This window comes from Paenibacillus sp. A3M_27_13 (assembly GCF_024213315.1).
Classification (GTDB): Bacteria; Bacillota; Bacilli; order Paenibacillales; family Paenibacillaceae; genus Paenibacillus; species Paenibacillus polymyxa_B.
Genome location: NZ_JANAVE010000002.1, coordinates 1096562 through 1119570, shown reverse-complemented (window position 1 = coordinate 1119570; position 23009 = coordinate 1096562). Strand labels below are relative to the sequence as shown.

Below are 23009 nucleotides of genomic sequence, written 5' to 3'. Positions count from 1 at the left end.
CCTTCAGACAAACTAAAAGTTTTATTTTTCATCCTTGTCGATATCACTCAGCAGTTTTTCAATTCGACTACCGTAAGCAATAGATTCGTCAATTTTGAAAATCAACTCAGGAATATGGCGCAGCCGTATCCGTTTGCCGAGTTCAGAACGAAGATAACCGTTCGCTTTGTCCAATGCCTTCAGGGAAGAATTTTTTTGTTCTTCATCCCCGAGCACGCTCAAGTATATTTTCGCTTGGGACAAATCATTTGTAAGATCGACACCCGTTACCGTGATAAAACCGATGCGGGGGTCTTTTAATTCAGTTTGTATGAGTTGGCTTAGCTCCTTCTTGATCTGCTCGCCAACCCGACCTGTACGTATTTTAGCCATGGATGCTCACCTCTCTGCCGTTAGCGCTCCACTGTTTCCATGACGAACGCTTCAATAATGTCGAGTTCCTTAACATCATTATAGCCATCAAGGGTAATACCGCATTCGTAACCTTGGGCAACTTCTTTTGCGTCGTCCTTAAAGCGTTTCAGTGAGTCGATTTTACCTTCAAAAATGACGATGCCATCACGAATCAGGCGTGCTTCTGCTGAACGGGTAATTTTACCGGATGTCACCATACAACCAGCGATCGTACCGACTTTAGTAACTTTGAATACGTTACGTACTTCAGCATGCCCAATCACATTTTCTTTATATTCAGGATCCAACATGCCCTTCATGGCTTGCTCTATTTCTTCAATGACATTGTAAATGACACGGTGTAGACGAATATCCACTTTTTCAGCTTCCGCTGTAGATTTCGCCTGGTTATCCGGACGAACATTAAAACCAATGACAATAGCATTGGAAGCTGCTGCCAAAATAATATCGGATTCGGTGATTGCTCCTGCACCACTGTGAAGAATTTTAACGCGCACACCTTCGACTTCAATCTTGTTCAAGGAACCTTTCAACGCTTCGACGGAACCTTGTACGTCACCTTTAATAATGACGTTCAGATCTTTCATTTCGCCATCCTTGATGTGTTGGAACAGGTCATCCAGTGTTACACGGGTATTACTGCCCAGATCAGATTGGCGTTGCGTGATCGCACGTCTATCAGCAATAGCACGAGCTTTGCGCTCATCCTCAAACACCATGAATGGATCGCCAGCAAGTGGAACTTCTGTCAAACCAGTAATTTCAACTGGAGTGGAAGGACCTGCTTCCTTAAGACGACGACCTTTATCGTTGACCATGGCACGCACACGTCCGAAGCAGTTACCCGCTACGAAAGCATCGCCGACTTTCAGTGTACCGTTCTGAACGAGGATACGGGCTACAGAACCGCGACCTTTATCCAGTTCTGCCTCGATGATGGTACCACGTGCCCGTTTGTTCGGGTTCGCTTTGTACTCATTCACTTCAGCTACGAGCAGAATCATCTCGAGCAGGTCTTCCAGACCCATTCTTTGTTTCGCGGAAACGTTGACGAAAATTGTATCGCCGCCCCACTCTTCAGGTACCAATTCATATTCAGTGAGTTCTTGCTTCACTTTATCCGGGTTGGCATCCGGTTTGTCGATCTTGTTCACAGCTACGATAATGGGCAGACCTGCCGCCTTCGCATGGTTAATAGCTTCGACCGTCTGTGGCATAACACCGTCGTCAGCTGCAACCACGATAATCGTCATATCTGTCACTTGGGCACCACGTGCACGCATAGCAGTAAAGGCTTCGTGACCCGGTGTATCCAGGAAAGTGATTTTTTTGCTGTTAATTTCAACTTGGTATGCACCAATATGCTGTGTAATACCGCCAGCTTCGCCACCGGTTACATTAGTCGAGCGAATGGCATCCAGCAAAGTTGTTTTACCATGATCGACGTGACCCATAATCGTTACAACCGGTGGACGTGTTTTGAGATCCGCAGGATCATCATTTTCTTCCACGGTTTCAAAACGATCTTCTTCGACAGGAATTTTCACTTCTACCTCGACACCAAAGTCTCCGGCAAGCAAGAGGATGGTATCCATATCCAGTTCCTGATTGATGGTCGCCATTGTTCCGAGCACAATCAGCTTTTTGATGACTTCTGACGCATCCTTATGAAGAAGCTTGGCTGTTTCGCCTACGGTCATCTCACCACGCACAATAATTTTCTTAGGCGTGTTGTCGATTTTCTCGCGACGCTCCTGTTGTTGACCTTTACCACGATTGTTAAATTTCCCGCCACGATTGCTGCCGCCGCGATTATTGCCTCCACGACCACCGTTACCACCGCGTCCGCCGCCTTGACGGTTATCGTCAAAACGTCCTTGACCGGAACGGTTACCACCGTTGCTGGAGTTACTACCTGTACGGTTGCCACCACTACGGTTCGCATTGTTGCTACCTGTGGAGGATGATGTTCTTACAGCCGTACCACCCTGACTACTTCCCTGAGGGCGTGAGTTAGTGCTTTGGTTACCTTGAGGACGCGAACCTGTGTTGCCACTAGGACGCTGTTGTCCTCCCTGTTGTTGACCATTACTGCGGTTCTGCGTACTTTGCTGACCAGTGGGTCTGCTAGTACTTTGTTGACTGCGGTTTTGACCGCCCTGCTGACTGCTTTGCGCTTTTGGAGCGCTACTTCGGTTACTGTTTTGGTTGTTGTTTGTCCTATTCATACTTACCTGCTTTTCCTGTTGATTTTTGGTTTGCTCAGTTGAATGATTACTATTCTGGCTTGAACCGGCCTGATTCGAGCTTACTTGCGCCGTACCTGCCCCGCCTTGCTTGGCCGCAGCATTGGATTTAATATTCTTAAAAAAACTTTCCACTTTACCTACGGCATCATGTTCCATGACGCTCATATGGTTGTTCACGGGAATATCCAGCCGTTTAAGAATGGTGATAATTTCTTTGCTGCTCATGTTCAACGATTTGGCGTATTCGTATACCCGCACTTTGTCTTTGCTTTCTTGTTTACTCAATATACTCCACCTCCGACATTATCCCCGCATGTTTCTTGATCAATTTCGCGAATCCTTGATCCGTCACAGCCAGCACAACCCGTTCAGGTTTGCCGATACTGCTTCCCAAGCTTTCCCGGTCAAATCCTATCAATAAGGGGATTTTGTACGTCCCGCATTTGTCGCGGAATTTCTTTTGAGTATTCATTGAAGCATCTTTCGCAAGAATGACCAGCTTGGCTTCTGAAGACCTGATCGCTTTATAAACGATCTCATCACCTGTTAGCAGCTTGCCAGCTCTCATGGCAAGACCCAATCCAGACAGCGCCTTATTCATCCTGCACGCTGCCTTGTGCCGCCAGGAATTCTTCCTCGACGGCAGCAAAATCACGACTTAGCTGCTCATAAATATCAGGATGAACCGAGTGCTTCAATGCTCGATCCAGTGCCTTGCTCTTTTGAGCCAGCTTGAAGCAGGCGGCTTTGCCGCACAAGTAAGCGCCGCGTCCCGACTTTTTGCCAGTCAAGTCAATCAACACTTCGTCTTCAGGGGTTTTGACGACACGGATCAACTGCTTCTTTGGCATCATTTCATGACAGGCCACACATTTGCGCAAAGGTATCTTTCTCTGTTTCATGCATTAACCCCCCTACACTCCGCTTAATCTACAGAAACGGAATCCTGATGCATTTCATCGGTGGATGTTCTCGGTCTGCCGAGTTCTTCCTCCGCCTGTGTTTCACTCTTAATATCAATTTTCCAGCCCGTAAGCTTAGCAGCAAGACGGGCATTTTGCCCTTTGATACCAATAGCAAGAGAAAGCTGATAATCAGGAACAATAACACGCGCCATTTTCTCTTCTTCAAACACTTGCACTTCGAGCACCTTGGATGGACTCAGCGCATTAGCCACGTATTCATCAACATTATCGGAATAACGTACAATGTCAATTTTTTCGCCACGCAGCTCATTTACAATGGTCTGTACACGTGTACCTCTAGGACCCACACAAGAGCCGACCGGATCAACCTCGGCGTTACGGGAATGAACCGCGATTTTAGAACGGAAGCCTGCTTCACGCGCTACGGAACGAATCTCTACAACACCATCAAAAATTTCAGGCACTTCGAGTTCGAACAAACGCTTAAGCAGACCCGGATGTGATCGGGACAGCATAATTTGCGGTCCTTTGGTTGTGTTTTCTACCTTGGTGATATAAGCCTTAATTCGATCCAGATGGCTAAATTTCTCATTAGGCATCAATTCACCTAACGGGAGAACCGCTTCCACCTTACCAAGATCAATATAAATATTACGTGGGTCTTGGCGCTGTACAGTTCCTGTTACAATATCTTCTTCCTTGTCCACAAACTTGTTGTAGATCAGTCCCCGTTCCGCTTCGCGGATACGCTGGGTCACGACCTGCTTCGCAGTTTGTGCAGCAATCCGTCCAAAATCACGTGGTGTGACTTCAATTTCAGCGATATCTTCCAACTGAAAATGCGGGTTAATCTCACGGGCTGCAGGCAACGAAATCTCGGTGCGAGGATCCAATACCTCCTCAACGATCAGCTTGCGGGCATATACCTTAATGACTCCCGAGTTGCGGTTCATATCAACACGCACGTTTTGTGCGGTGTTGAAATTCCGTTTGTAACTGGAAATCAAGGCTGCTTCAATGGCCTCAAACAGCACATCCTTGCTGATCCCCTTTTCTCTTTCCAACTCGTTCATTGCTTCAATAAAATCCATACTCATGGATTACTGCTCCCCCTTTCAAATGATGCACCTGCGTACTGGTCGGCACACGAGGTAAAAAAACATGTAGTACATGTCAAACAGCAACAGTCAAATCTGAATTAAAATATGATCGCGAGCCTTGCACCAGCTACCTTGTCATAAGGTATAACATGCTTCTTTTGTCCGCTTTGAACGGTGAGTTCCCCATCTTGAAAAGAAAGCAAACGACCTTCGAATTCCTTCAGGCCGTTGATCGGCTCGTATGTAGTAACGAATACGTTTTTGCCTACCGCTTTAGTAACGTCCTCCGCTTTTTTTAGCGGTCTTTCGGCGCCTGGTGAAGACACTTCCAGAAAATATGCTGTAGAAACAGGGTCATTTTCATCCAACTTTTGACCCAGATATTCACTGATCATACTGCAGTCGTCCAGATCAATTCCTCCGTCTTTGTCCACAAAAACGCGAAGAAACCAATTGCTGCCCTCTTTGACATACTCGACATCGACCAGTTCAAAACCATGCTCATCGAGGTAAGGTTGGGCCATTTCTTCTACTACTGATTTGATCTTTGGTGTGCTCAAAGATTATAACCTCCAAAAGTGAACTTTCCTGTGGTGAAAAAAAGACGCCCTATTACCATGGACAATGCTTCTCCATCACCGGCATTTTCATTTTCATTTGATGTAATGTTCATTTCGGGCTCACTGCAAATAAACCGGCGTACCGGTTTCGTGCCCAAAAATAACCTTTTCACGTTGTAACTGTATATCAAACAGTAAAGAGTGGGTTTCCCCACTCTTTTAGCAACGGTTTTATCTCCATGATTACCAAAAAAATTATAACATAACCATAGTTATGTGACAAGTGCCAGAGCTTGACTACTGTAGTTCGGATTAAAACAGAGACAGCTGATTACTCTCTGGCAAACCTCGAAAGCATCCCAACTGGGATAGCATTTCGACAATGGTTTTACTTGCCTTCGATTTTTGTTGAAAATCCTCGACAGACAAAAATTCACCCTGTTCACGGGAGGCTGCGATGTTACGTGCTGCATTGTCTCCAATTCCCTGAAGAGCTCCGAATGGCGGAATGAGTGAATCTCCATCGACCTTGAAGCGTGTAGCTTCGGAACGGTACAAATCAATGGATTTAAAACTAAACCCGCGAGCCGTCATTTCCAGAGCCATTTCTAGGATCGGAAGCATCCCTTTTTCTTTGGGCGGTGCCTGAAAGCCAAGCTGCTCGATTTCGACAATCTTCCGCGCGATTGCATCATATCCCTGACAGCACAGCTCAATATCAAAATCAGCTGCACGTACTGAAAAGTAAGTCGCATAATATTCAATCGGATGATACAGCTTAAAGTACGCTGTGCGCACTGCTGAAATAACATAGGCTGCAGCATGCGCCTTCGGAAACATGTACTGGATTTTCAGACAAGAATCAATGTACCATTGTGGCACTTTGCATTTTTTCATTTCCTCAATCCATTCAGCACTAAGCCCCTTACCTTTACGTACGCTCTCCGTAATTTTAAAGGCCAGACCTGCGTCCATCCCTGCCTTGTAAATCAGAAACAGCATAATATCGTCACGGCAACCAATTACAGTCTTGATGTTGCAGGTATTATTCTTAATCAGTTCCTGTGCATTCCCCAGCCATACGCCCGTGCCGTGAGACAGTCCGGATATTTGCAGTAAATCAGCAAAAGAACTTGGCTGCGACTCTACTAGCATTTGGCGTACAAACTTCGTCCCCATCTCTGGTACACCATAGGTTGCTACAGGCGTGCGGATTTGCTGGGGTGTTACACCGAGCGCCTCCGTGGAGTTGAACATGCTCATCACTTTAGGATCATTCATTGGAATGGTCGTAGGATCGACACCGGTCAAATCCTGAAGCATTCTCATCATAGTCGGATCATCATGACCCAGAATATCGAGTTTGAGTAAATTCGCATCAAAAGCGTGATAATCAAAATGCGTTGTTTTCCATTCCGAGCTTGTATCATCGGCGGGATACTGTACCGGCGTAATATCCTCGACCTCAATATAATCGGGAACAACGACAATTCCGCCTGGATGTTGCCCTGTACTACGTTTGACCCCTGTACAGCCCGAAGCCAGCCTGTTCAGCTCAGCCCCACGCCATTTTTTATGATGCGCCTCTTCATATTTCTTTGCAAAGCCAAAAGCAGTTTTTTCGGCAACTGTACCTATGGTTCCAGCACGAAATACACTTTTCTCACCAAACAATACTTTCGTATAGTTATGTGCGACAGGCTGATATTCGCCAGAGAAGTTCAAGTCAATATCGGGAACTTTATCTCCCTTAAACCCAAGAAACGTTTCAAACGGAATATCCTGTCCCTCACCCTTCAATTTGCCACCACAGTTCGGACAGTTTTTGTCTGGCAAGTCAAATCCGCTCGGCACACTACCGTCCAAAATCCATTCGCTATGTCTGCATTCAGGATTACCACAAATATAATGTGCAGGCAGTGGATTAACCTCGGAAATTCCGAGAAAGGTAGCGACCACAGAAGATCCAACAGAACCCCGTGAACCTACCAGATATCCATCCTTATTAGACTTTTTAACCAGACGCTCGGAAATGAGATAATTGGCAGAGAAACCGTATTTAATAATCGGCTCCAGTTCTTTTTCAAGGCGGGCTACAACCACCTCGGGCAATTCCTCACCATAGATGGATTTAGCCGTCTCGTAGCAAGTGTTGCGGATTTCCTCGTCCGCCCCATCCAGCAAAGGTGTAAACAGCTTATCAGGGAACAGCTCCAGCTCCTCAAACCGATCCGCCAGCTCAATGGTATTCTTCACAACGACTTCATAGGCTTTCTCCTCGCCCAAAAACTCGAATTCTGCCAGCATTTCGTCTGTGGTGCGTAAATGCGCATCTGGCTTACGAATATCTTTTAGCGGGCTAAATCCCGTAATGCCGTGTATCGTAATATCACGGTACAGCTTATCGCGAGTTTCCAAATAGTGAACATTACCTGTGGCAATTACGGGCTTATCAAGTCGCCGTCCAATTTCGCATACTTTGCGTATCGCCGTTTTCAGAGCATCAGGACCGCTTACCAGTTGTTTTTCCACTAGATGCATATACATTGTCAAAGGCTGAATCTCCAACACATCATAAAACTGTGCAATTTCCTCAGCCTCTTCCTCGGACTTGTTCAACACAGCCTCGAAGAACTCTCCTTTTTCACAGCCAGAAATAATAAGCAATCCGTCTCTCATTTCTGACAATTTTGATTTAGGAATACAAGGCACACGCTTGAAATATTCGGTATGAGACATCGAAACCAGCTTGTACAGATTTTTTTTACCAATCGGATTGAGGGCATAAATACAGCAGTGAAAAGGACGAACGGTCGATAAATCCTTACCCACATAATCATTCAGACGATCGAGCATTTTTAAACCCTTAATTTGTTCCGCATCATTCAGCAGGCCATTCAGCACTTCAGTCAGTGCGACTGTATCGTCAATGGCCCGGTGATGGCTTTCGAGCGCCACTTTATATTTGGTCGTCAGCGTATTCAAACGGTGGTTTTTCATCGTTGGAAACAGTAAACGAGCCAGTTCGAGCGTATCAAGTACCGGATTGGTCATTTCAGGCAAGCCCATATTTCGAAGGGTGGCCTGGATAAAGCCGACATCAAATCGCGCATTATGGGCAACCAATACAGCATCGCCAGCAAAAGCTACAAACTCCTTCATAACAGGTTCTACATCCGGCGCATCCTTGACCATTTCATCGTTAATGTTGGTCAGTTGCTGGATATTGTAGGGTATACGCTCATGCGGATTGACAAAGGTAGCATAACGATCAACTTCTTTGCCATCATGCATTTTTACAGCCGCAATCTCAATAATTTTATTCTGTGTAACCGATAAACCGGTGGTTTCAATATCAAAAACGACATAAGTCGCTGTTTTCAAATTTAATGGTTGTGCCTGCATTACAACCTCAACGGCATCATTAACCACGTTGGCCTCAATACCGTAGATCATTTTAATTCCGTTTTTCTTTGCTGCTTTTGCTGCATCAGGATAGCATTGCACACCACCGTGATCGGTGACCGCAATCGCTTTGTGCCCCCATTTGGCGGCTGTTTTGACGTATTGATCAATCGAGGCGACAGCATCCATTGCACTCATCTTTGTGTGTAGATGGAACTCAACCCGTTTTTCCTCTGCCTTATCCTTACGTGTGGGTGGAGCCTGTACTTCAACTAGATCGGAAGGAATCATAACCAGCTCGGGAATTTGCATAAAACGATCATATTCAACTCGCCCCCGCACTTTGACCCATTTCCCGTTAGCCAACAAACTGAGGATCTTCAGATCTTCTTTAGTTTTAGCAAACATTTTCATTTGCAGGGAATCACTAAAGTCGGTCAAATAATACGTAAACAACGTACTGCCATTGCGCAATTCTTTACTATCCAAACCGAAGATTGTCCCTTGTAAGGTGACTTTCTTTTCTTCGTCCTGAATATCTTGCATCGGAACAGCCGGTTCTTTGATGTCATAACCAAATTGAAGCCGTACGTCTCCTTCTTCTTCGTCCAAAGGCGGCATTTCGGATTCCATACTTTCCATCATCTGCTGAATAACTTCGCGTTCTTCCTGCATCTTCTTCTCTTGGAATTGCTGTAATGCCTCCTGGTTACTTTCACCCACCTGGACTTTAATGCGCATAGAGAGCCCGAAATATTTATTGTAAAATTTGATGATAGCTTGATCTATCTGCTTTTTACGCGCCAGTTCCAATGACATACTGTCGCTCATCGTTAGCAATAATAGACCGTCTTCCCACTCATGCACAGCCCGATTCAACCAACCGTTAACAGAAGGAATCTCACGATGTACCCACTCTAGAAAAAGTTTCCAGTATTCACTAATGATATCACCCGGCTGAATCTGCTCACTATACTGAAAACGGAACGTAATTTTTGCGATGTGACTCATTTTTTCCTGTACTTGAATACAGAACGTACGATACACCTGAGCGGGGACCAGTGTCTCCTTGGCAATAGTGATATTCCAATCCTTATTGGTACGGCTAATCTCCACTTGATCAATCCAACCGTCCAAAAAATAAGGTTCAACCACTCCCGTCGGCATCACAACCTGCTTCATCAGCAGTTCCAGCCGCTTTCTCTTTTCTTCAGCTCCGCCCATGGCTCTCCCCCCAATTTCAAATCTACCATTCTGAAAACATGAAAAGCTTCTGCGTCAAAAACATCTCCGACCGCAAAAGCTTTTCGTAACCCTCTTTAATCCTCCTCACAACGACATAGATCCTTCGGAACATTGTCCGGTAACAGCTACCCTGTCGGCGAAGAGAATGAAGTGAGTATAGTGGTATTGCCCTACTTCTATATTAGTACGCCCGTGCGAACACTACTGTATGCTTGGCAGGTTTGCCACAGCACAAACATGTGGACTTTTGCTCGGTTGTTTTAAACGGTATATTACGGCTTGTAGCACCTGTCACTTCTTTAACTTTGTCTTCACATTCTTCAGATCCGCACCAACCTGCCAAAGTAAAACCGCGTTTTTCCTCCATGAGAGTCTTCATTTCGTCCAACGTATCGACAGAATAGAAATTTTCTTCCATGAAATTTTTCGCACGATCAAACATCTCCTGCTGTACCTGTGCGAGCATCGCGTGTACTTCCTCAACCAGATTATCCTGCTGCACGATTTTTTTCTCACCGCTGATACGGGATACGAGCACACAGACGCCGTTTTCCATATCACGAGGCCCGATTTCCATACGAACCGGCACACCGCGCATTTCATATTCATTAAATTTCCAGCCTGGGCTTACATCACTGCGGTCGTCCATTTTAACACGCACTCCCGCTTGTTTCAACTCAGCAAATAGTTCATCTGCACGAGCGATAACGGCATCACGCTTCTTAGGTGGTCCAATTGGAACCATAATAACCTGCGTAGGCGCAACTTTAGGAGGTAATGCCAGACCACGGTCATCTCCATGGACCATAATCAGTGCGCCGATCAAACGTGTACTTGTTCCCCATGAAGTCGTATGCGCGAATTCCAGGTTGTTTTCACGGCTCAAATATTTAATGTCAAATGCAACAGCAAAATTAGTTCCCATATAGTGGGAAGTCCCAGCTTGTACCGCCCGTCCATCCTTCATCATCGCTTCCAGTGAAAATGTATCCTTCGCACCTGCAAACTTTTCAGAAGGTGTTTTCTGTCCAGTAATAACTGGAATAGCTAGAACTTCCTCAATAACCTCACGGTATACTTCCAGCATTTTCATCGTTTCTTCACGTGCTTCTTCTTCTGTTTCATGGGCCGTGTGACCTTCTTGCCACAAAAATTCACTTGTGCGCAAGAAAGGCAGTGTGCGTTTTTCCCAACGCACTACGTTAGCCCATTGGTTAATAAGCACCGGCAGATCACGATAGGATTGAATCCATTTAGAGTACATATGACCTATCATGGTTTCCGAAGTCGGACGTATTGCAAGACGCTCTTCCAGCTTTTCTCCACCAGCCTCGGTTACCCAAGGTAGTTCAGGATTAAACCCTTCAACATGCTCTTTTTCCTTTTGAAAAAAGCTTTCGGGAATGAACATTGGGAAATAGGCATTACGGTGGCCTGTTTCTCTGAAACGCACGTCCATGGCTTCCTTGATATGCTCCCAAATTTCAAAACCATCGGGGCGGAATACAATACATCCGCGAACAGGGGAATAATCCATCAGTTCTGCTTTTTTAATAACATCAATATACCATCGGGAAAAATCTTCGCTCTGCGGCGTAATTTCCTCGACAAACTGTTTATCATTCGACATAGAAATGCATGTCCTCCCATATAGACCGTTTTTATATAAGTCCGTCTCTAATTAACCATTAATTAAGCGTAAAATATCGTTATACGTGACCGCAATCATAAGCAGGAATAGCATAGCAAAACCAACGAAATGGACCATTCCTTCCCTGCTCGGATCAACGGGACGTCCTCTTACCGCCTCCACACCAAGGAAAACAAGTCTGCTTCCATCCAGCGCCGGAATAGGCAATAAATTAAATATCCCCAGATAAAGACTCATTATAGCAGTCCAATATGTCAACTGCTCAATCCCCTGCTTGGCAATTTGCCCCGTCACTTCAAAAGTACGTACCGGGCCTCCCAGGTCGTTGATAGAAAAACGTTGAATGAGCTGGCTAAATCCTTGGAAAATAATATCGGTCGTTCTGACCATGGATTGTCCGGCAAATTTGAACGTTTCACCCACACCTGCTTGGCGTTTTGGAAGTTCAGGCACAATGCCCACCTTGCCACCCTTTTGTCCTTCCATTGCACGAGGTGTAATAGTAAGATCAAAGGTCTTATTATCACGGCGAACCGTCCACTTCATCGGCTTGTCTTGAGAATCCGCAATCAGTTTGATCATGTTTTCAACATTTGCACCAATGGCTATTCCATTCACCGATTCGATGATATCTCCCTTATGCAAATCAGCTTCAGCAGCGGGCATACCTGCTGTAATTTCACTAATTTGGACATAGGTCGGGTTGTCCACTTGTATGCCGACCATCTGAATATGAAGACCAAACAGAATAAAGGCAAGTATAAAATTCATCAGTGGTCCAGCAAAAATAGCCATCGCACGCTGTCCTACTGTTTTACTCCCATACTGCCGATCCTTTGGTGCAATCTGAATGGATTGTCCTTTGGTTACCATCATCGCTTGCGGGTGTACTGTGTATTGCTGATCTTCGCCATCTACATCCAATTTTAAAGTTAACGACTGTTCCAGATCAATATCCAACACTTCGCCGCGTACCACATTCTTGCGATTATCCAGTTGATCTAGATAGATGGTTTTAACGACGTCATCCGTTACGCGTACAGCAATCGTTTGTCCGGTCTCAATTTCATTGATCTCCGGATCCTCTCCCGCCATGCGGGCAAAGCCACCAAACGGCAACAAACGCAGCGTAAATCGCGTCTCGTTTCTTTTATAAGAAAACAGTTTCGGACCGAAACCGATCGCAAACTCCCGTACCAGAATCCCGGCGCGCTTGGCAAAATAATAATGCCCCCATTCATGCACCGTCACTATGACGAAAAACATGAGCACCGTCATCAACACTATTTGAATCGTTTCCAATCGTTTCCGTTCCCCTTTCAATGAGATCGAGTTTGTCTTCCTAGATTATCATTATTCTCCAATCCCGCACAAGAGAATCACATTTCGTTTCTTAACCCAGCATTAGCCTACAACCCCGCAGCTATGCTACGAGTCTCTCCGTCACAGGCTTCAATCGCAGAAAGATCAGGATTAGCCACATTGACATGCCGCTCCAGCACACGTTCAATAATAGCTTCAATATGCAGAAAAGAAATTTCTCCACGCAGGAAACGGGCAACAGCAATCTCATTAGCTGCATTAAATGCGGTCGGTGCTGTACCACCCATTTTACCACATTCGAAGGCAAGCCTTAAACAAGGAAAACGATTATAATCCATTTCCTTAAAATGGAGTCTACCCACTTCAGCCAGTGACAACGGCTTCGCCGGGGACTTCATACGCTCAGGGTAAGTCAACGCATATTGAATGGGTACTCTCATGTCCGGATTCCCAAGTTGAGCAACAATGCTTGTATCCTGAAACTCAACATAGGAATGAATAATGCTTTCCGGATGAAGCAACACATGAATCTGCTCATAATCAAGTCCGAATAGCCAATGCGCCTCAATGACTTCCAGCCCCTTGTTTACCATCGTTGCTGAATCAATCGTAATTTTGGCCCCCATTGACCAATTGGGATGCTTGAGTGCATCTTCCACGGTAACTTCACGCAACTGTTCTCTTGTCAAATCTCGAAAAGAACCCCCTGATGCTGTGAGGGTAATATGTGCCACATCTTTCATACGCTCACCATTCAAGCATTGGAAAATAGCTGAATGCTCACTGTCAATCGGCAGCAACGGCACTCCTTTCGCCCGAGCCCGCGCTGTGACCAGATGACCAGCAGTAACCAGTGTTTCCTTATTGGCCAAACCGATCTGTTTTCCAGCCTCAATCGCGGCCAGCGTGGAGTGCAATCCGACACTGCCCATTACAGCCGTCACAACCATATCCGCCTCTGTGTTCGCAGCAAGCTCAACGAGTCCTTCATTTCCCCAATACAGTTCCATTCCAGAAGGCAGTAAAGGACGAATTTCATCCGCCAACTGCCGAGTACCCACAGACACCTTTTTGGGTTTATAGAGATGCGCCTGCTCAGCAAGTAACTTTATATTAGAACCACCTGCTAAAGCCTCAACAGTAAACTGATCCGGGTGCATGGACACTACATCCAGCGTTTGAGTTCCAATAGATCCGGTTGAACCAAGTACCGTAATTCTTTTCATGATGCACCTTCCTATCCTGAAAATCACTTTTAGCCAGGAGCTCATTGTTTGTTATTCAGGCAGCTATGCTACTGGTTCCATCCTTCTAATAACGCAGAGTGAGCAACATAGAGATTAAGCCTGAGCATAAACTGTAATCAACAGACTCATGGAAGCAGCATCAGCATATGTACAAATGGAAAAACGACAATCCAGCTGTCGCAGCGGTCTAGTATACCACCGTGCCCTGGCAGCAGATTACCGGAATCTTTAATGCCGTACACTCGTTTGTATGCAGATTGTACCAAATCGCCCAGTTGTCCCACAACTGCACACGACAAACCGATGCCGATGGCTTTGCCCCATGGCAGCAGTCCACCTGACAATCCAGCGAATACTAGAGCTATAACCAACGCTAAAACAATGCCGCCAATGGATCCTTCGACCGTTTTGTTTGGACTAATCGCAGGCCATAGTTTCGTCTTCCCTGCCATTTTGCCTACAAAATATGCCCCTGCATCACTTGCCCAAATACAAGCCAACAATAAAAAAGTCCATAACAGTCCATGTTCCATATGACGTGATTCCGCTATATACGAAAATCCAAACCCTATATAAACGGTACCAAGGAATAGTATAGCTACCGTTTGAATTGGGATTTTATTTTTCGTTCCTACCGTGATGATCATAAAAGCTATCATTACCAGCCAAAGCATACTGGCAATGGGTAAGGGTGAGTGCAAACCAAAAGGTTCATATGGAAATACAAAAGCTAATATGCTTACGTATCCGAGTATTGCTGTACCTCCAAAAGGAGATACCTGCGTCATTCGTGCGAACTCATAAAATCCGATTAGGGCCATCGCCAATATAAGCAAATGGTAGGCCAAGCCGCCCCACAGGACCATCGCCAAAAAGAATATGCCTGCCAGAATACCGGTAATTAATCTCTGTCTCAACGGCTTTCATCCTCCATTTACTTCAGTCCGCCATACCGCCGTGTTCTTTGCTGATATTCGATCACTGCTTCGTATAAGTGTTCTTTCTTAAACTCAGGCCAATAAATATCAGTAAACCACAACTCACTGTAGGCAAGCTGCCAGAGCATAAAATTACTAAGTCTAAGCTCACCGCTTGTTCGAATCAGTAAATCAGGGTCTGGCATACCACTAGAAAGCAACGTATTACCGATCAGCTCAGATGTTATATCTTCTGTTTTAAGCTTCCCATCCGCAATTTGACGCCCCAATGTTTGCATGCATTCTGTGATTTCCAACCGACTTCCATAATTTAATGCGAAATTAAGAACAAGTCCGGTATTATTTTCAGTTCGTCGAGTCGCTTCAGTCAGCGCCTCAACGGTATGGGAAGGTAAATGTTCCTTGTTTCCCATCATACGCACTTGCACATTTTTTTCAATCAGCTCATCTAGCTCAATAGCCAGAAATTCCTGCGGTAAGCGCATTAGAAAATCAACTTCGTCCTTTGGACGCGTCCAATTTTCAGTTGAAAATGCAAACAAAGTCAAATACTTAATACCCAGTTCATCCGCCGCAATTGCTGTGCGTTTCACTGCCTTCATTCCATTTTGGTGCCCTACAATCCGCGGCATTCCAATCCGTTTGGCCCATCTGCCGTTCCCATCCATGATGACAGCAACATGCTGCGGAATATTGTCTTTTGAAATGGCCGGTGTTTGCTGTTTTTGTTCCCCGTTCCACCAAGACCGAACCCGTTTGATCATTCCAGTTCCTCCAGCATTCTCTGAAAATGTGCCTCAGGCTTGAAAAGAGACAAACCCCACCGTAAGGGAGGGGCTGCCAATCTTTTAAACTTCCATAATTTCTTTTTCTTTTGCAGCTAAAACTTTATCCACTTCAGCAATAAATTTATCAGTTGTTTTCTGGATATCTTCCTGATATTTACGAGATTCGTCCTCGGAAATATCACTTTTCTCCATTTTTTTGATGTCATCATTTGCATCACGACGAATGTTACGAATAGCGACCTTCGCTTCTTCACCGTTCTTTTTCGTCAACTTCACCAAGTCAGTTCTGCGCTCCTCCGTCAAAGCAGGAATGCTCAGACGAATGGTGTTGCCATCATTCGAAGGTGTCAAACCTAAATCGGATTTTTGTATAGCGCGCTCGATATCGGCCAAGGAAGATTTGTCCCAAGGCTGAATCATCAAGGTCCGGCTGTCAGGTGTATTGACATTCGCCAGCTGGTTGACTGGAGTCATTGCACCATAATACTCTACCTGCACACGGTCCAGTAAAGCTGGTGTCGCCCGTCCTGCACGCAAAGATGCAAGATCACGTTGCAATGCTTGGATTGCTTTTTGCATGCGCTCCTCAGCACTCTTTTTCACAGATTGTGGCATTAATTTACACTCCCTTTGACGATCGTACCAATTTTTTCACCCAGCACGACACGTTTAATGTTACCTTGCTCTGTAATAGCAAAGACAATCAACGGAATATTGTTATCCATGCACAACGAGGAAGCAGTAGAATCCATGACACCGAGATTTTTGTTGAGCACATCCAAATACGTAAGCTGCTCATATTTCTCAGCTGTGCTATCTTTAAACGGATCAGCAGAATATACGCCATCCACTTTATTTTTAGCCATCAGAATCACTTCCGCTTCAATCTCAGCGGCACGCAGTGCAGCTGTAGTATCAGTCGAGAAGAACGGATTACCTGTACCTGCTGCAAAAATTACAACCCGACCTTTTTCCAAATGACGGATAGCTCTACGGCGGATGTATGGTTCTGCAATCTGTTGCATCGCAATGGATGTTTGTACACGCGTAGGTACTTCAATCTGTTCCAAAGCATCCTGTAAGGCCAGTGAGTTCATCACTGTTGCCAGCATACCCATGTAATCTGCCGTGGCCCGGTCAATTCCGTTGGCACTTCCAGCAATACCACGCCAGATGTTACCGCCACCACACACGATAGCAACTTCTACTCCCAGTTCCACCACATCTTTGACTTGTTCAGCAATGGACGCAATCGTATCCGCATCAATACCGTAACCGTTAGGGCCTGACAGCGATTCACCACTAACTTTCAGGACAACACGCTTAAACACAGGTTTTTCCAAATGATCACCCTCCAATATCATTTATACTTTATGTAACAGGATAGGTGTCCTGTTGCAAGAAAAGGAACACTGATGTGTTCCATTTCCGTTTTTTTCATATGCAATTACCGTTCGTTGGTAATTATTGTTTCACTTGAGACATAACTTCTTCGTAGAAGTTGTCTTCTTTTTTCTCCAGACCTTCACCCAGTTCAAAACGAACAAAGCGACGCAGGGAGATGTTTTCGCCAATTGTACTGATTTTTTCGTTGATAAGCGTGGAAATTGTTTTGTCCGGATCTTTGATGAAAGATTGCTCCAGCAAACAGAACTCTTCATAGAACTTACCAATGCGGCCTTCAACCATTTTCTCAACGATTTTCTCTGGTTTACCTTCGTTCAGAGCTTGTGCTTTCAGGATTTCTTTTTCTTTTTCGATTTCTTCCTGTGGCACTTCTTCACGACGAACATAACGAGGGTTCGATGCAGCGATATGCATTGCAATGTCGCGTACAAAATCTCTGAACTGGTCTGTTTTAGCTACGAAGTCTGTTTCGCAGTTTACTTCTACCAGTACGCCGATACGGCCGCCAGCATGAATGTAGGATTCAACAACACCTTCAGTAGCAATACGACCTGCTTTGTTGGCTGCAGCTGCAAGTCCTTTTTCGCGCAGAACTTCAACCGCTTTTGTCAAATCACCGTTTGCTTCTTCAAGCGCTTTTTTACAATCCAGCATTCCTGCGCCTGTTTTTTCACGAAGCTCTTTTACTGCGCTAGCATTAACTGCCATATTATTTCCCTCCAAATTTGATTTTCAGTGGTATACCGTGCTTTATTCCTTAAAAAAAGGGTAGTGAGAGGTTATACACCTGCCAACCACCCTTTTCATTTAATTCATATAGTTATTTCCTAATGGAAATGTTATGCTGTAGTTTCTTCGCCTTGGTTTGCTTCCATAACTGCATCAGCCATTTTACCTGTCAGCAATTTAACAGCGCGGATTGCGTCGTCATTACCTGGGATAACATAGTCGATTTCGTCTGGGTCGCAGTTTGTATCAACGATACCTACGATTGGGATACCCAATTTGCGAGCTTCAGCAACCGCGATACGTTCTTTGCGTGGATCAATGATGAACAGAGCACTCGGAAGGCCCTTCATGTTTTTGATACCGCCCAAGAATTTTTCAAGACGATCTTTTTCTTTGCGAAGAATGATAACTTCTTTTTTAGGAAGAACTGCAAATGTACCGTCTTCTTCCCAAGCTTCCAGTTGTTTCAAACGGTCAATACGTTTTTGAATCGTTTGGAAGTTAGTCAGCGTACCACCCAACCAACGTTGGTTAATGTAGAATTGACCAGCGCGTGCTGCTTCTTCTTTAACGGAATCTTGTGCTTGTTTCTTCGTGCCTACGAACAGAATTGTACCATTCTCAGCTGCAATGCTTTTTACGAAGTTGTAAGCTTCCTCAACCTTTTTCACTGTCTTTTGCAAGTCAATGATGTAAATACCGTTTCTTTCAGTGAAGATATAACGATCCATTTTCGGGTTCCAGCGACGTGTTTGGTGACCAAAGTGAACCCCAGCTTCCAAAAGCTGTTTCATGGAGATTACTGCCATCTTCACGCACCTCCTAAGTTTGGTTTTTTGTGTGTCCTCCGCCGACATCATTTTTCATAAAGACTTTCCATTGGAAAGCACCCTCTATAAAATTAACCGACGTGCGTTTTTAACACCGTCAATTAATATACCATAACACTTGCATCGTTGCAACCAACTTTTCGACAATAGTTGGAACAACGCAAAATGTGACGTTTTACGCCTCTTATCGAACTTGTCAGCATGAATAAAAGCCGTCCACTTCCCGGTCTGGTCAGTTGGACGGCTTTTTCGTAATTTTAGTAATAATAGAACTGAAATCCTCACCCTTAGCAAACTGATAGGTACCCGTACGAATTTTGGTATTGATTTTTTGAGCCTTAGCTGCTGCCTCAAATGCACTAGCATCAGATACGACCCCTGCCCGTTGCAATCCTGATGCCACACTTCTCAAATTGCTTCCCGATGCAATGCTATACTGCACTTGTGGGGTGGCAGGCTGCTTGGGGATATTGGGAGTCGGTGTAGTGCCGGATCTTTGAGTTTGCGGCTTATTCGGACTTTGTGGAACCGATGTGCTAGTCGAAGGTTTAGACGCAGTCGAGGATGTGCTGTTTGCAGGTGCCTTTGGTGTTGCCGGCGTTTGAGCTGGTTTAGCCTTTTGGGGTGCAACCGGAGTTTTATTACCTTCCTTGATCACCTTATTACGCCATTCCTCTTCTGTCATTTTCGGATCAGAGCTGTCACTGATCTGAAGATTTAATTCGGCTGCTGCCTTTTCTAACTGCTCTCGCGTCATGTTTTTCGGGTCTGTGGAAGATTGCTGCGATTGTCCCTGACCGATCATTGCCAGTTGCAACAGCAATGCCCCCGTTATCAGACCAGTACCCATGCCTAGCATAAATGAACGGTTTTTGATCACGTTACATCCTCCCGCTCCGCGAGTTGCAATATGAGCTGTACTTCACCCCGTTGAATGCCTGATTGCTTGGCTATATAGTCCACTGACTTGCCTTGCTCATGCAGCGCAAACAACTCTTGATAACGATCACGGATGGACTCTGCTTCCTGCTCAGTTTCAGGGTCTTGTAATACCGTCTGCTCCTCCATAGTTATGAGGGGAGCTTCTGAACCAGAGTAGCCTTCCTGCACAGACATTCCAGGTTGCGGACTTTGAAATTGACCGTATGCAACCGCTGCCTGATGAGAAGTAGCTGTATGTTGTATTTCCTTAGATACAGGCTCGGTTTGCATAGAGACAGTAGCAAACATAGCCTGGTGCTCAAGCTCCACGATACGGCTCCGAAGCTCAGCTACTTGCTCCTGTAATGCCGCCTGTTTAACTGTATGCTCCTGCTTCATACCCGAAACGAGCTCAATCAACTCGTCATTATCGTTTTCAATATCGGCCATATATTGCTCCAATGTGGCCTCGACCTTTTGGACGACGGCCTCTTCTGTTCCCCGGCTTGGCTGACGCTTAGGCAGAAGCCAGGCGTAGACAACAGCTGCGGCGCCCAGCAGAACAATATAAATCCATGGTTGATCCACTGCCCATCGTCTCCTTTAATAACGCTTCTCCACCTGTCGGATCAGAGCGAAAAATCAATATGGTGTCCCTTGAACGGATGCTCTGCCGGATGCTCCTTAGGTAGCTCAGACTCATCTGAGCGGGAGCGGCTCTGCTGGGAAGAATCTCTGCTCTGCCCTCCTGTTTGCCGCTCACCGACGAATGTTTCCGCAGACTGGTCTACGGCACTGCTTCGCTGACGCATGTTTTCCGTCTCCAACGCGGCCTTTTGTCCAAGCAATGCTTGATCATTCATCGGCCGCTGCTGGGACTCACTTTGGTATTTTCCTGCTTCGCTGGTGCGAGGTACGGCAATTTGCAATTCAACAGCCTTCAAGCTCATTGGACCACACCCTTTCCGATTGGGCATCCGTTCTGTCTTCCAAGGAATACAATGTTGAATGTTGTTTTTCAGTGTGCCGAATTACACGTAGGAGGACATGCTGATGTCTCCTTCGTGATAATAAAACGCCATTCTTTCCACTGAATCTTTAATGAATTTTGTATATCTGCCGATAACTATTTTAGAGCCACCGTAAATTACATTTTTCACTTCTACCCGTGCGCGGCTTGTATCCTCTAATGTTCGTTCAATTTCAAGCATTCTGGACTTGGTTTCCAAAAGCTCCTGTTCATTAGACTTTTTAGTAGATGTCAGCTTGATTCGCATAGCCATTCTTTCAGGTGCAAGCTGTCCGGCGGCGGCAAGCTGATCCAATATGGTAAGAGCCTTATTCGTTTTATCCTGACTGTCTGTCTGCTGCTTCAAACGTGCGCGGAGTTCTGTCAGTTCATCGCGCAGTTCGGGAAGCACACCAACTTCGATAACAGTAGCTGTGGACATCGTATTACCGATGGTACGAGCCACTACCTTTTTACCAGCTTGTACACTGCCACCTACGATAAGCCCTTTGGTCCCCTCACAGAGTACATTTACACTCGCTTTAATCTGGGAATGCATGATGCTCTGGGATACAAGTATATCGCCTCCGGCAATCACGTTACCATCTTGTATGAATGAGCATTTGACATTTTGTGCAGCTTTCACGAACCCCTTATGGTATCCGATAATACCGCCACTGATTTCCACTGAACCTTCCGCCTCAATTTCAGCGCCTTCCACACCACCGATGACACGAATGTCGCCAGCCGCCCGAACACGAAAACCAGTCAAGACATTCCCACGAATGACGACGGTTCCAACAAAATCAATGTTACCGACACTATAATCGACGTCCCCGTTCACTTCATATACAGGGAATACATTAAGTTTGCCCTTTTCAGTCGTAGTCACCAGTCCGTCAATAGCCGCATACATCGCAACACCTTCTGGATGGATCACTACATTTTTTCCGACTTTAAAACGCGCCTCTTTACCTGGAAGAAAAGGAATTTCCTCTCCGGTTACAGCAATCCCCGGTACACCCGGCACAGGATCAACCCGTTCGGCAATCAGTTGACCACGTTTTACATTTCTTAAACGAGTTAATTCTTTATAATCCACCCGTCCATCCACGGTTTCAAGCGGCTTATGTGCATCTTCGCCAGTCACAATATCAGCCAGATTAATTTTTCCGTCTGTGCCATGGATCGGCTGCTTTCCCTGAGCAATCAGTAATTTTCCGAAGAAATGATCTTCCGGACTTGCCGCAAATACACGAATTGCATCGGTCATTAAACCGTAGGATATTTTTTGGTTGCTTAGAAAACGCTCTAATTCTTCCACAGAACAGGCAAAGCCTTCTTCACGTTTGGCAAACTCCAAGTAGGCGGTTTGTTTGTCAGGTGAGACAACCACTTTTAAAAACTGGTCCAAAGCATATTGCTTCTCCACAAGGGTGCTCCTTCCGTCTAACTGTTACTGTAACCTCCCGTACGTTAATCTTTACGCATTAGCAAATCCCGTTGTTTGTCCAATGTCGCTCTCAGACGTAATATTGCTTTGGAATGCAACTGTGAAATTCGCGATGGAGATAGCGACATGACCTCAGCGATTTCACTGAGTGACAAATCCTCGTAATACAATAAAGAAACAACGATACGTTCTTTTTCAGTCAATTTATCAATGCCTTGTGCAAGGGCATCACGAAGTGTAAATTCATTGACCTTATGATCCGGATTTTTCGCCTTCTCGTCCACCAAAAGGGAAAGCCGTGTTTCCGATTCCTCTTCGCGGATCGGGTCCTCCAGTGAGACAATCGACATAACGGCGACCTCCTGGATCATATTTTGAAACTCTTTCTCAGAAACGTCCAAATAATGACTCATCTCTTCGTCGCTTACCGTGCGTAGATATCTTTGTTCCAAATGCTGGTAGGCATCTTCGATTTTTTTCGCTTTTTCCCTAACTGAACGAGGAACCCAATCCCCTTGACGAAGACCATCCAAAATCGCTCCACGAACACGCCAAGAAGCATAGGTCTCAAACTGCAAGCCACGATCATAGTCAAATTTCTCTAAAGCGTCAATCAAACCCATAACGCCATTACTCGCCAGGTCATCCTTGGATACATTTTTAGGCAATCCTACTGCAAGACGGCCTGACACATATTCCACAATATGGAGATACTTTTCAATTAACTGTTTTTTTGCTTCCTTGTCACCGTGTTCTTTCCATTGTTCCCATAGTTCGGAATGGTTTAAATGAGCGGCTTTTCGCTCGTTCATCG

Annotated in this window: 21 protein-coding genes; all 21 read right to left on the bottom strand. The window is 45.4% G+C overall.

Features of this window, described 5'->3' with window-relative positions; all coding sequences use genetic code 11:
- Positions 1 to 21: 21 nt before the first annotated feature.
- Positions 22 to 372, bottom strand: coding sequence for a 30S ribosome-binding factor RbfA (gene rbfA / locus NLX82_RS11700; protein WP_010346342.1), 351 nt, complete (start codon positions 370 to 372; stop codon positions 22 to 24).
- 20 nt (positions 373 to 392) lie between these two features.
- Positions 393 to 2948 carry a translation initiation factor IF-2 gene (gene infB / locus NLX82_RS11695; RefSeq protein WP_023988217.1) on the bottom strand — a complete coding sequence of 852 codons (2556 nt, stop codon included), beginning with the start codon at positions 2946 to 2948 and terminating at the stop codon, positions 393 to 395.
- On the bottom strand, positions 2941 to 3264 hold the full coding sequence (locus NLX82_RS11690; protein WP_013309928.1) for a L7Ae/L30e/S12e/Gadd45 family ribosomal protein: 324 nt from the start codon (positions 3262 to 3264) through the stop codon (positions 2941 to 2943). The genes infB and NLX82_RS11690 overlap by 8 nt, the downstream gene beginning before the upstream one ends.
- Positions 3257 to 3565, bottom strand: coding sequence for an RNase P modulator RnpM (rnpM, locus tag NLX82_RS11685; RefSeq protein WP_007430067.1), 309 nt, complete (start codon positions 3563 to 3565; stop codon positions 3257 to 3259). The genes NLX82_RS11690 and rnpM overlap by 8 nt, the downstream gene beginning before the upstream one ends.
- A 23-nt stretch (positions 3566 to 3588) precedes the next feature.
- Positions 3589 to 4686, bottom strand: coding sequence for a transcription termination factor NusA (gene nusA, locus NLX82_RS11680; RefSeq protein WP_013309927.1), 1098 nt, complete (start codon positions 4684 to 4686; stop codon positions 3589 to 3591).
- A 101-nt stretch (positions 4687 to 4787) separates the two neighbouring features.
- Positions 4788 to 5249 (bottom strand): ribosome maturation factor RimP, encoded by a 462-nt coding sequence (gene rimP, locus NLX82_RS11675; protein ID WP_023988216.1) that lies wholly within the window; start codon positions 5247 to 5249, stop codon positions 4788 to 4790.
- Between the two features lie 312 nt (positions 5250 to 5561).
- A complete protein-coding gene (locus NLX82_RS11670) occupies positions 5562 to 9878 on the bottom strand; it encodes a PolC-type DNA polymerase III (protein ID WP_068940658.1) in 4317 nt (1438 codons plus the stop codon).
- A 202-nt stretch (positions 9879 to 10080) separates the two neighbouring features.
- Positions 10081 to 11529 carry a proline--tRNA ligase gene (gene proS / locus NLX82_RS11665; RefSeq protein WP_013309924.1) on the bottom strand — a complete coding sequence of 483 codons (1449 nt, stop codon included), beginning with the start codon at positions 11527 to 11529 and terminating at the stop codon, positions 10081 to 10083.
- A gap of 51 nt (positions 11530 to 11580) precedes the next feature.
- Positions 11581 to 12852, bottom strand: coding sequence for an RIP metalloprotease RseP (rseP, locus tag NLX82_RS11660; RefSeq protein ID WP_023988213.1), 1272 nt, complete (start codon positions 12850 to 12852; stop codon positions 11581 to 11583).
- Between the two features lie 107 nt (positions 12853 to 12959).
- Positions 12960 to 14099, bottom strand: a complete 1140-nt coding sequence (locus NLX82_RS11655; protein WP_053325266.1) for a 1-deoxy-D-xylulose-5-phosphate reductoisomerase — start codon at positions 14097 to 14099, stop codon at positions 12960 to 12962.
- 146 nt (positions 14100 to 14245) lie between these two features.
- Entirely contained in the window at positions 14246 to 15037 is a 792-nt protein-coding gene (locus NLX82_RS11650) for a phosphatidate cytidylyltransferase (RefSeq protein WP_023988211.1), read from the bottom strand.
- 17 nt (positions 15038 to 15054) lie between these two features.
- Entirely contained in the window at positions 15055 to 15822 is a 768-nt protein-coding gene (locus tag NLX82_RS11645; RefSeq protein ID WP_023988210.1) for an undecaprenyl pyrophosphate synthase, read from the bottom strand.
- Positions 15823 to 15906: 84 nt separating this feature from the next.
- Entirely contained in the window at positions 15907 to 16461 is a 555-nt protein-coding gene (gene frr, locus NLX82_RS11640; protein ID WP_023988209.1) for a ribosome recycling factor, read from the bottom strand.
- Positions 16461 to 17189 (bottom strand): UMP kinase, encoded by a 729-nt coding sequence (gene pyrH, locus NLX82_RS11635; RefSeq protein ID WP_013309918.1) that lies wholly within the window; start codon positions 17187 to 17189, stop codon positions 16461 to 16463. Before pyrH ends, frr begins: the two co-directional genes overlap by 1 nt.
- A gap of 121 nt (positions 17190 to 17310) precedes the next feature.
- Positions 17311 to 17961, bottom strand: a complete 651-nt coding sequence (gene tsf / locus NLX82_RS11630) for a translation elongation factor Ts (RefSeq protein ID WP_013309917.1) — start codon at positions 17959 to 17961, stop codon at positions 17311 to 17313.
- Between the two features lie 131 nt (positions 17962 to 18092).
- On the bottom strand, positions 18093 to 18791 hold the full coding sequence (rpsB, locus tag NLX82_RS11625; RefSeq protein ID WP_013309916.1) for a 30S ribosomal protein S2: 699 nt from the start codon (positions 18789 to 18791) through the stop codon (positions 18093 to 18095).
- 253 nt (positions 18792 to 19044) lie between these two features.
- The gene (locus NLX82_RS11620; RefSeq protein WP_028542717.1) at positions 19045 to 19692 is read right to left on the bottom strand and encodes an endolytic transglycosylase MltG; all 648 of its coding nucleotides are present in this window, start codon (positions 19690 to 19692) and stop codon (positions 19045 to 19047) included.
- Positions 19689 to 20321: a hypothetical protein gene (locus NLX82_RS11615; RefSeq protein ID WP_023988207.1), complete on the bottom strand. Its 633-nt coding sequence runs from the start codon at positions 20319 to 20321 to the stop codon at positions 19689 to 19691. The genes NLX82_RS11620 and NLX82_RS11615 overlap by 4 nt, the downstream gene beginning before the upstream one ends.
- Before the next feature lie 41 nt (positions 20322 to 20362).
- The gene (locus NLX82_RS11610) at positions 20363 to 20683 is read right to left on the bottom strand and encodes a hypothetical protein (RefSeq protein WP_023988206.1); all 321 of its coding nucleotides are present in this window, start codon (positions 20681 to 20683) and stop codon (positions 20363 to 20365) included.
- Between the two features lie 81 nt (positions 20684 to 20764).
- Positions 20765 to 22174 (bottom strand): flagellar assembly protein A, encoded by a 1410-nt coding sequence (locus NLX82_RS11605; protein WP_023988205.1) that lies wholly within the window; start codon positions 22172 to 22174, stop codon positions 20765 to 20767.
- Positions 22175 to 22218: 44 nt separating this feature from the next.
- Positions 22219 to 23007 carry a FliA/WhiG family RNA polymerase sigma factor gene (locus NLX82_RS11600; RefSeq protein WP_254348128.1) on the bottom strand — a complete coding sequence of 263 codons (789 nt, stop codon included), beginning with the start codon at positions 23005 to 23007 and terminating at the stop codon, positions 22219 to 22221.
- Positions 23008 to 23009 lie beyond the last annotated feature (2 nt).

Coding starts and splice junctions, on each gene's coding strand:
- rpsB (WP_013309916.1), bottom strand. CDS start 18,791: ATGGCAGTAATCTCCATGAAACAGCTTTTGGAAGCTGGGGTTCACTTT.
- tsf (WP_013309917.1), bottom strand. CDS start 17,961: ATGGCAGTTAATGCTAGCGCAGTAAAAGAGCTTCGTGAAAAAACAGGC.
- NLX82_RS11655 (WP_053325266.1), bottom strand. CDS start 14,099: ATGAAAAGAATTACGGTACTTGGTTCAACCGGATCTATTGGAACTCAA.
- proS (WP_013309924.1), bottom strand. CDS start 11,529: ATGTCGAATGATAAACAGTTTGTCGAGGAAATTACGCCGCAGAGCGAA.
- frr (WP_023988209.1), bottom strand. CDS start 16,461: ATGCCACAATCTGTGAAAAAGAGTGCTGAGGAGCGCATGCAAAAAGCA.
- rbfA (WP_010346342.1), bottom strand. CDS start 372: ATGGCTAAAATACGTACAGGTCGGGTTGGCGAGCAGATCAAGAAGGAG.
- NLX82_RS11610 (WP_023988206.1), bottom strand. CDS start 20,683: ATGAGCTTGAAGGCTGTTGAATTGCAAATTGCCGTACCTCGCACCAGC.
- NLX82_RS11670 (WP_068940658.1), bottom strand. CDS start 9,878: ATGGGCGGAGCTGAAGAAAAGAGAAAGCGGCTGGAACTGCTGATGAAG.
- NLX82_RS11600 (WP_254348128.1), bottom strand. CDS start 23,007: ATGAACGAGCGAAAAGCCGCTCATTTAAACCATTCCGAACTATGGGAA.
- rnpM (WP_007430067.1), bottom strand. CDS start 3,565: ATGAAACAGAGAAAGATACCTTTGCGCAAATGTGTGGCCTGTCATGAA.
- NLX82_RS11645 (WP_023988210.1), bottom strand. CDS start 15,822: ATGATCAAACGGGTTCGGTCTTGGTGGAACGGGGAACAAAAACAGCAA.
- NLX82_RS11690 (WP_013309928.1), bottom strand. CDS start 3,264: ATGAATAAGGCGCTGTCTGGATTGGGTCTTGCCATGAGAGCTGGCAAG.
- nusA (WP_013309927.1), bottom strand. CDS start 4,686: ATGAGTATGGATTTTATTGAAGCAATGAACGAGTTGGAAAGAGAAAAG.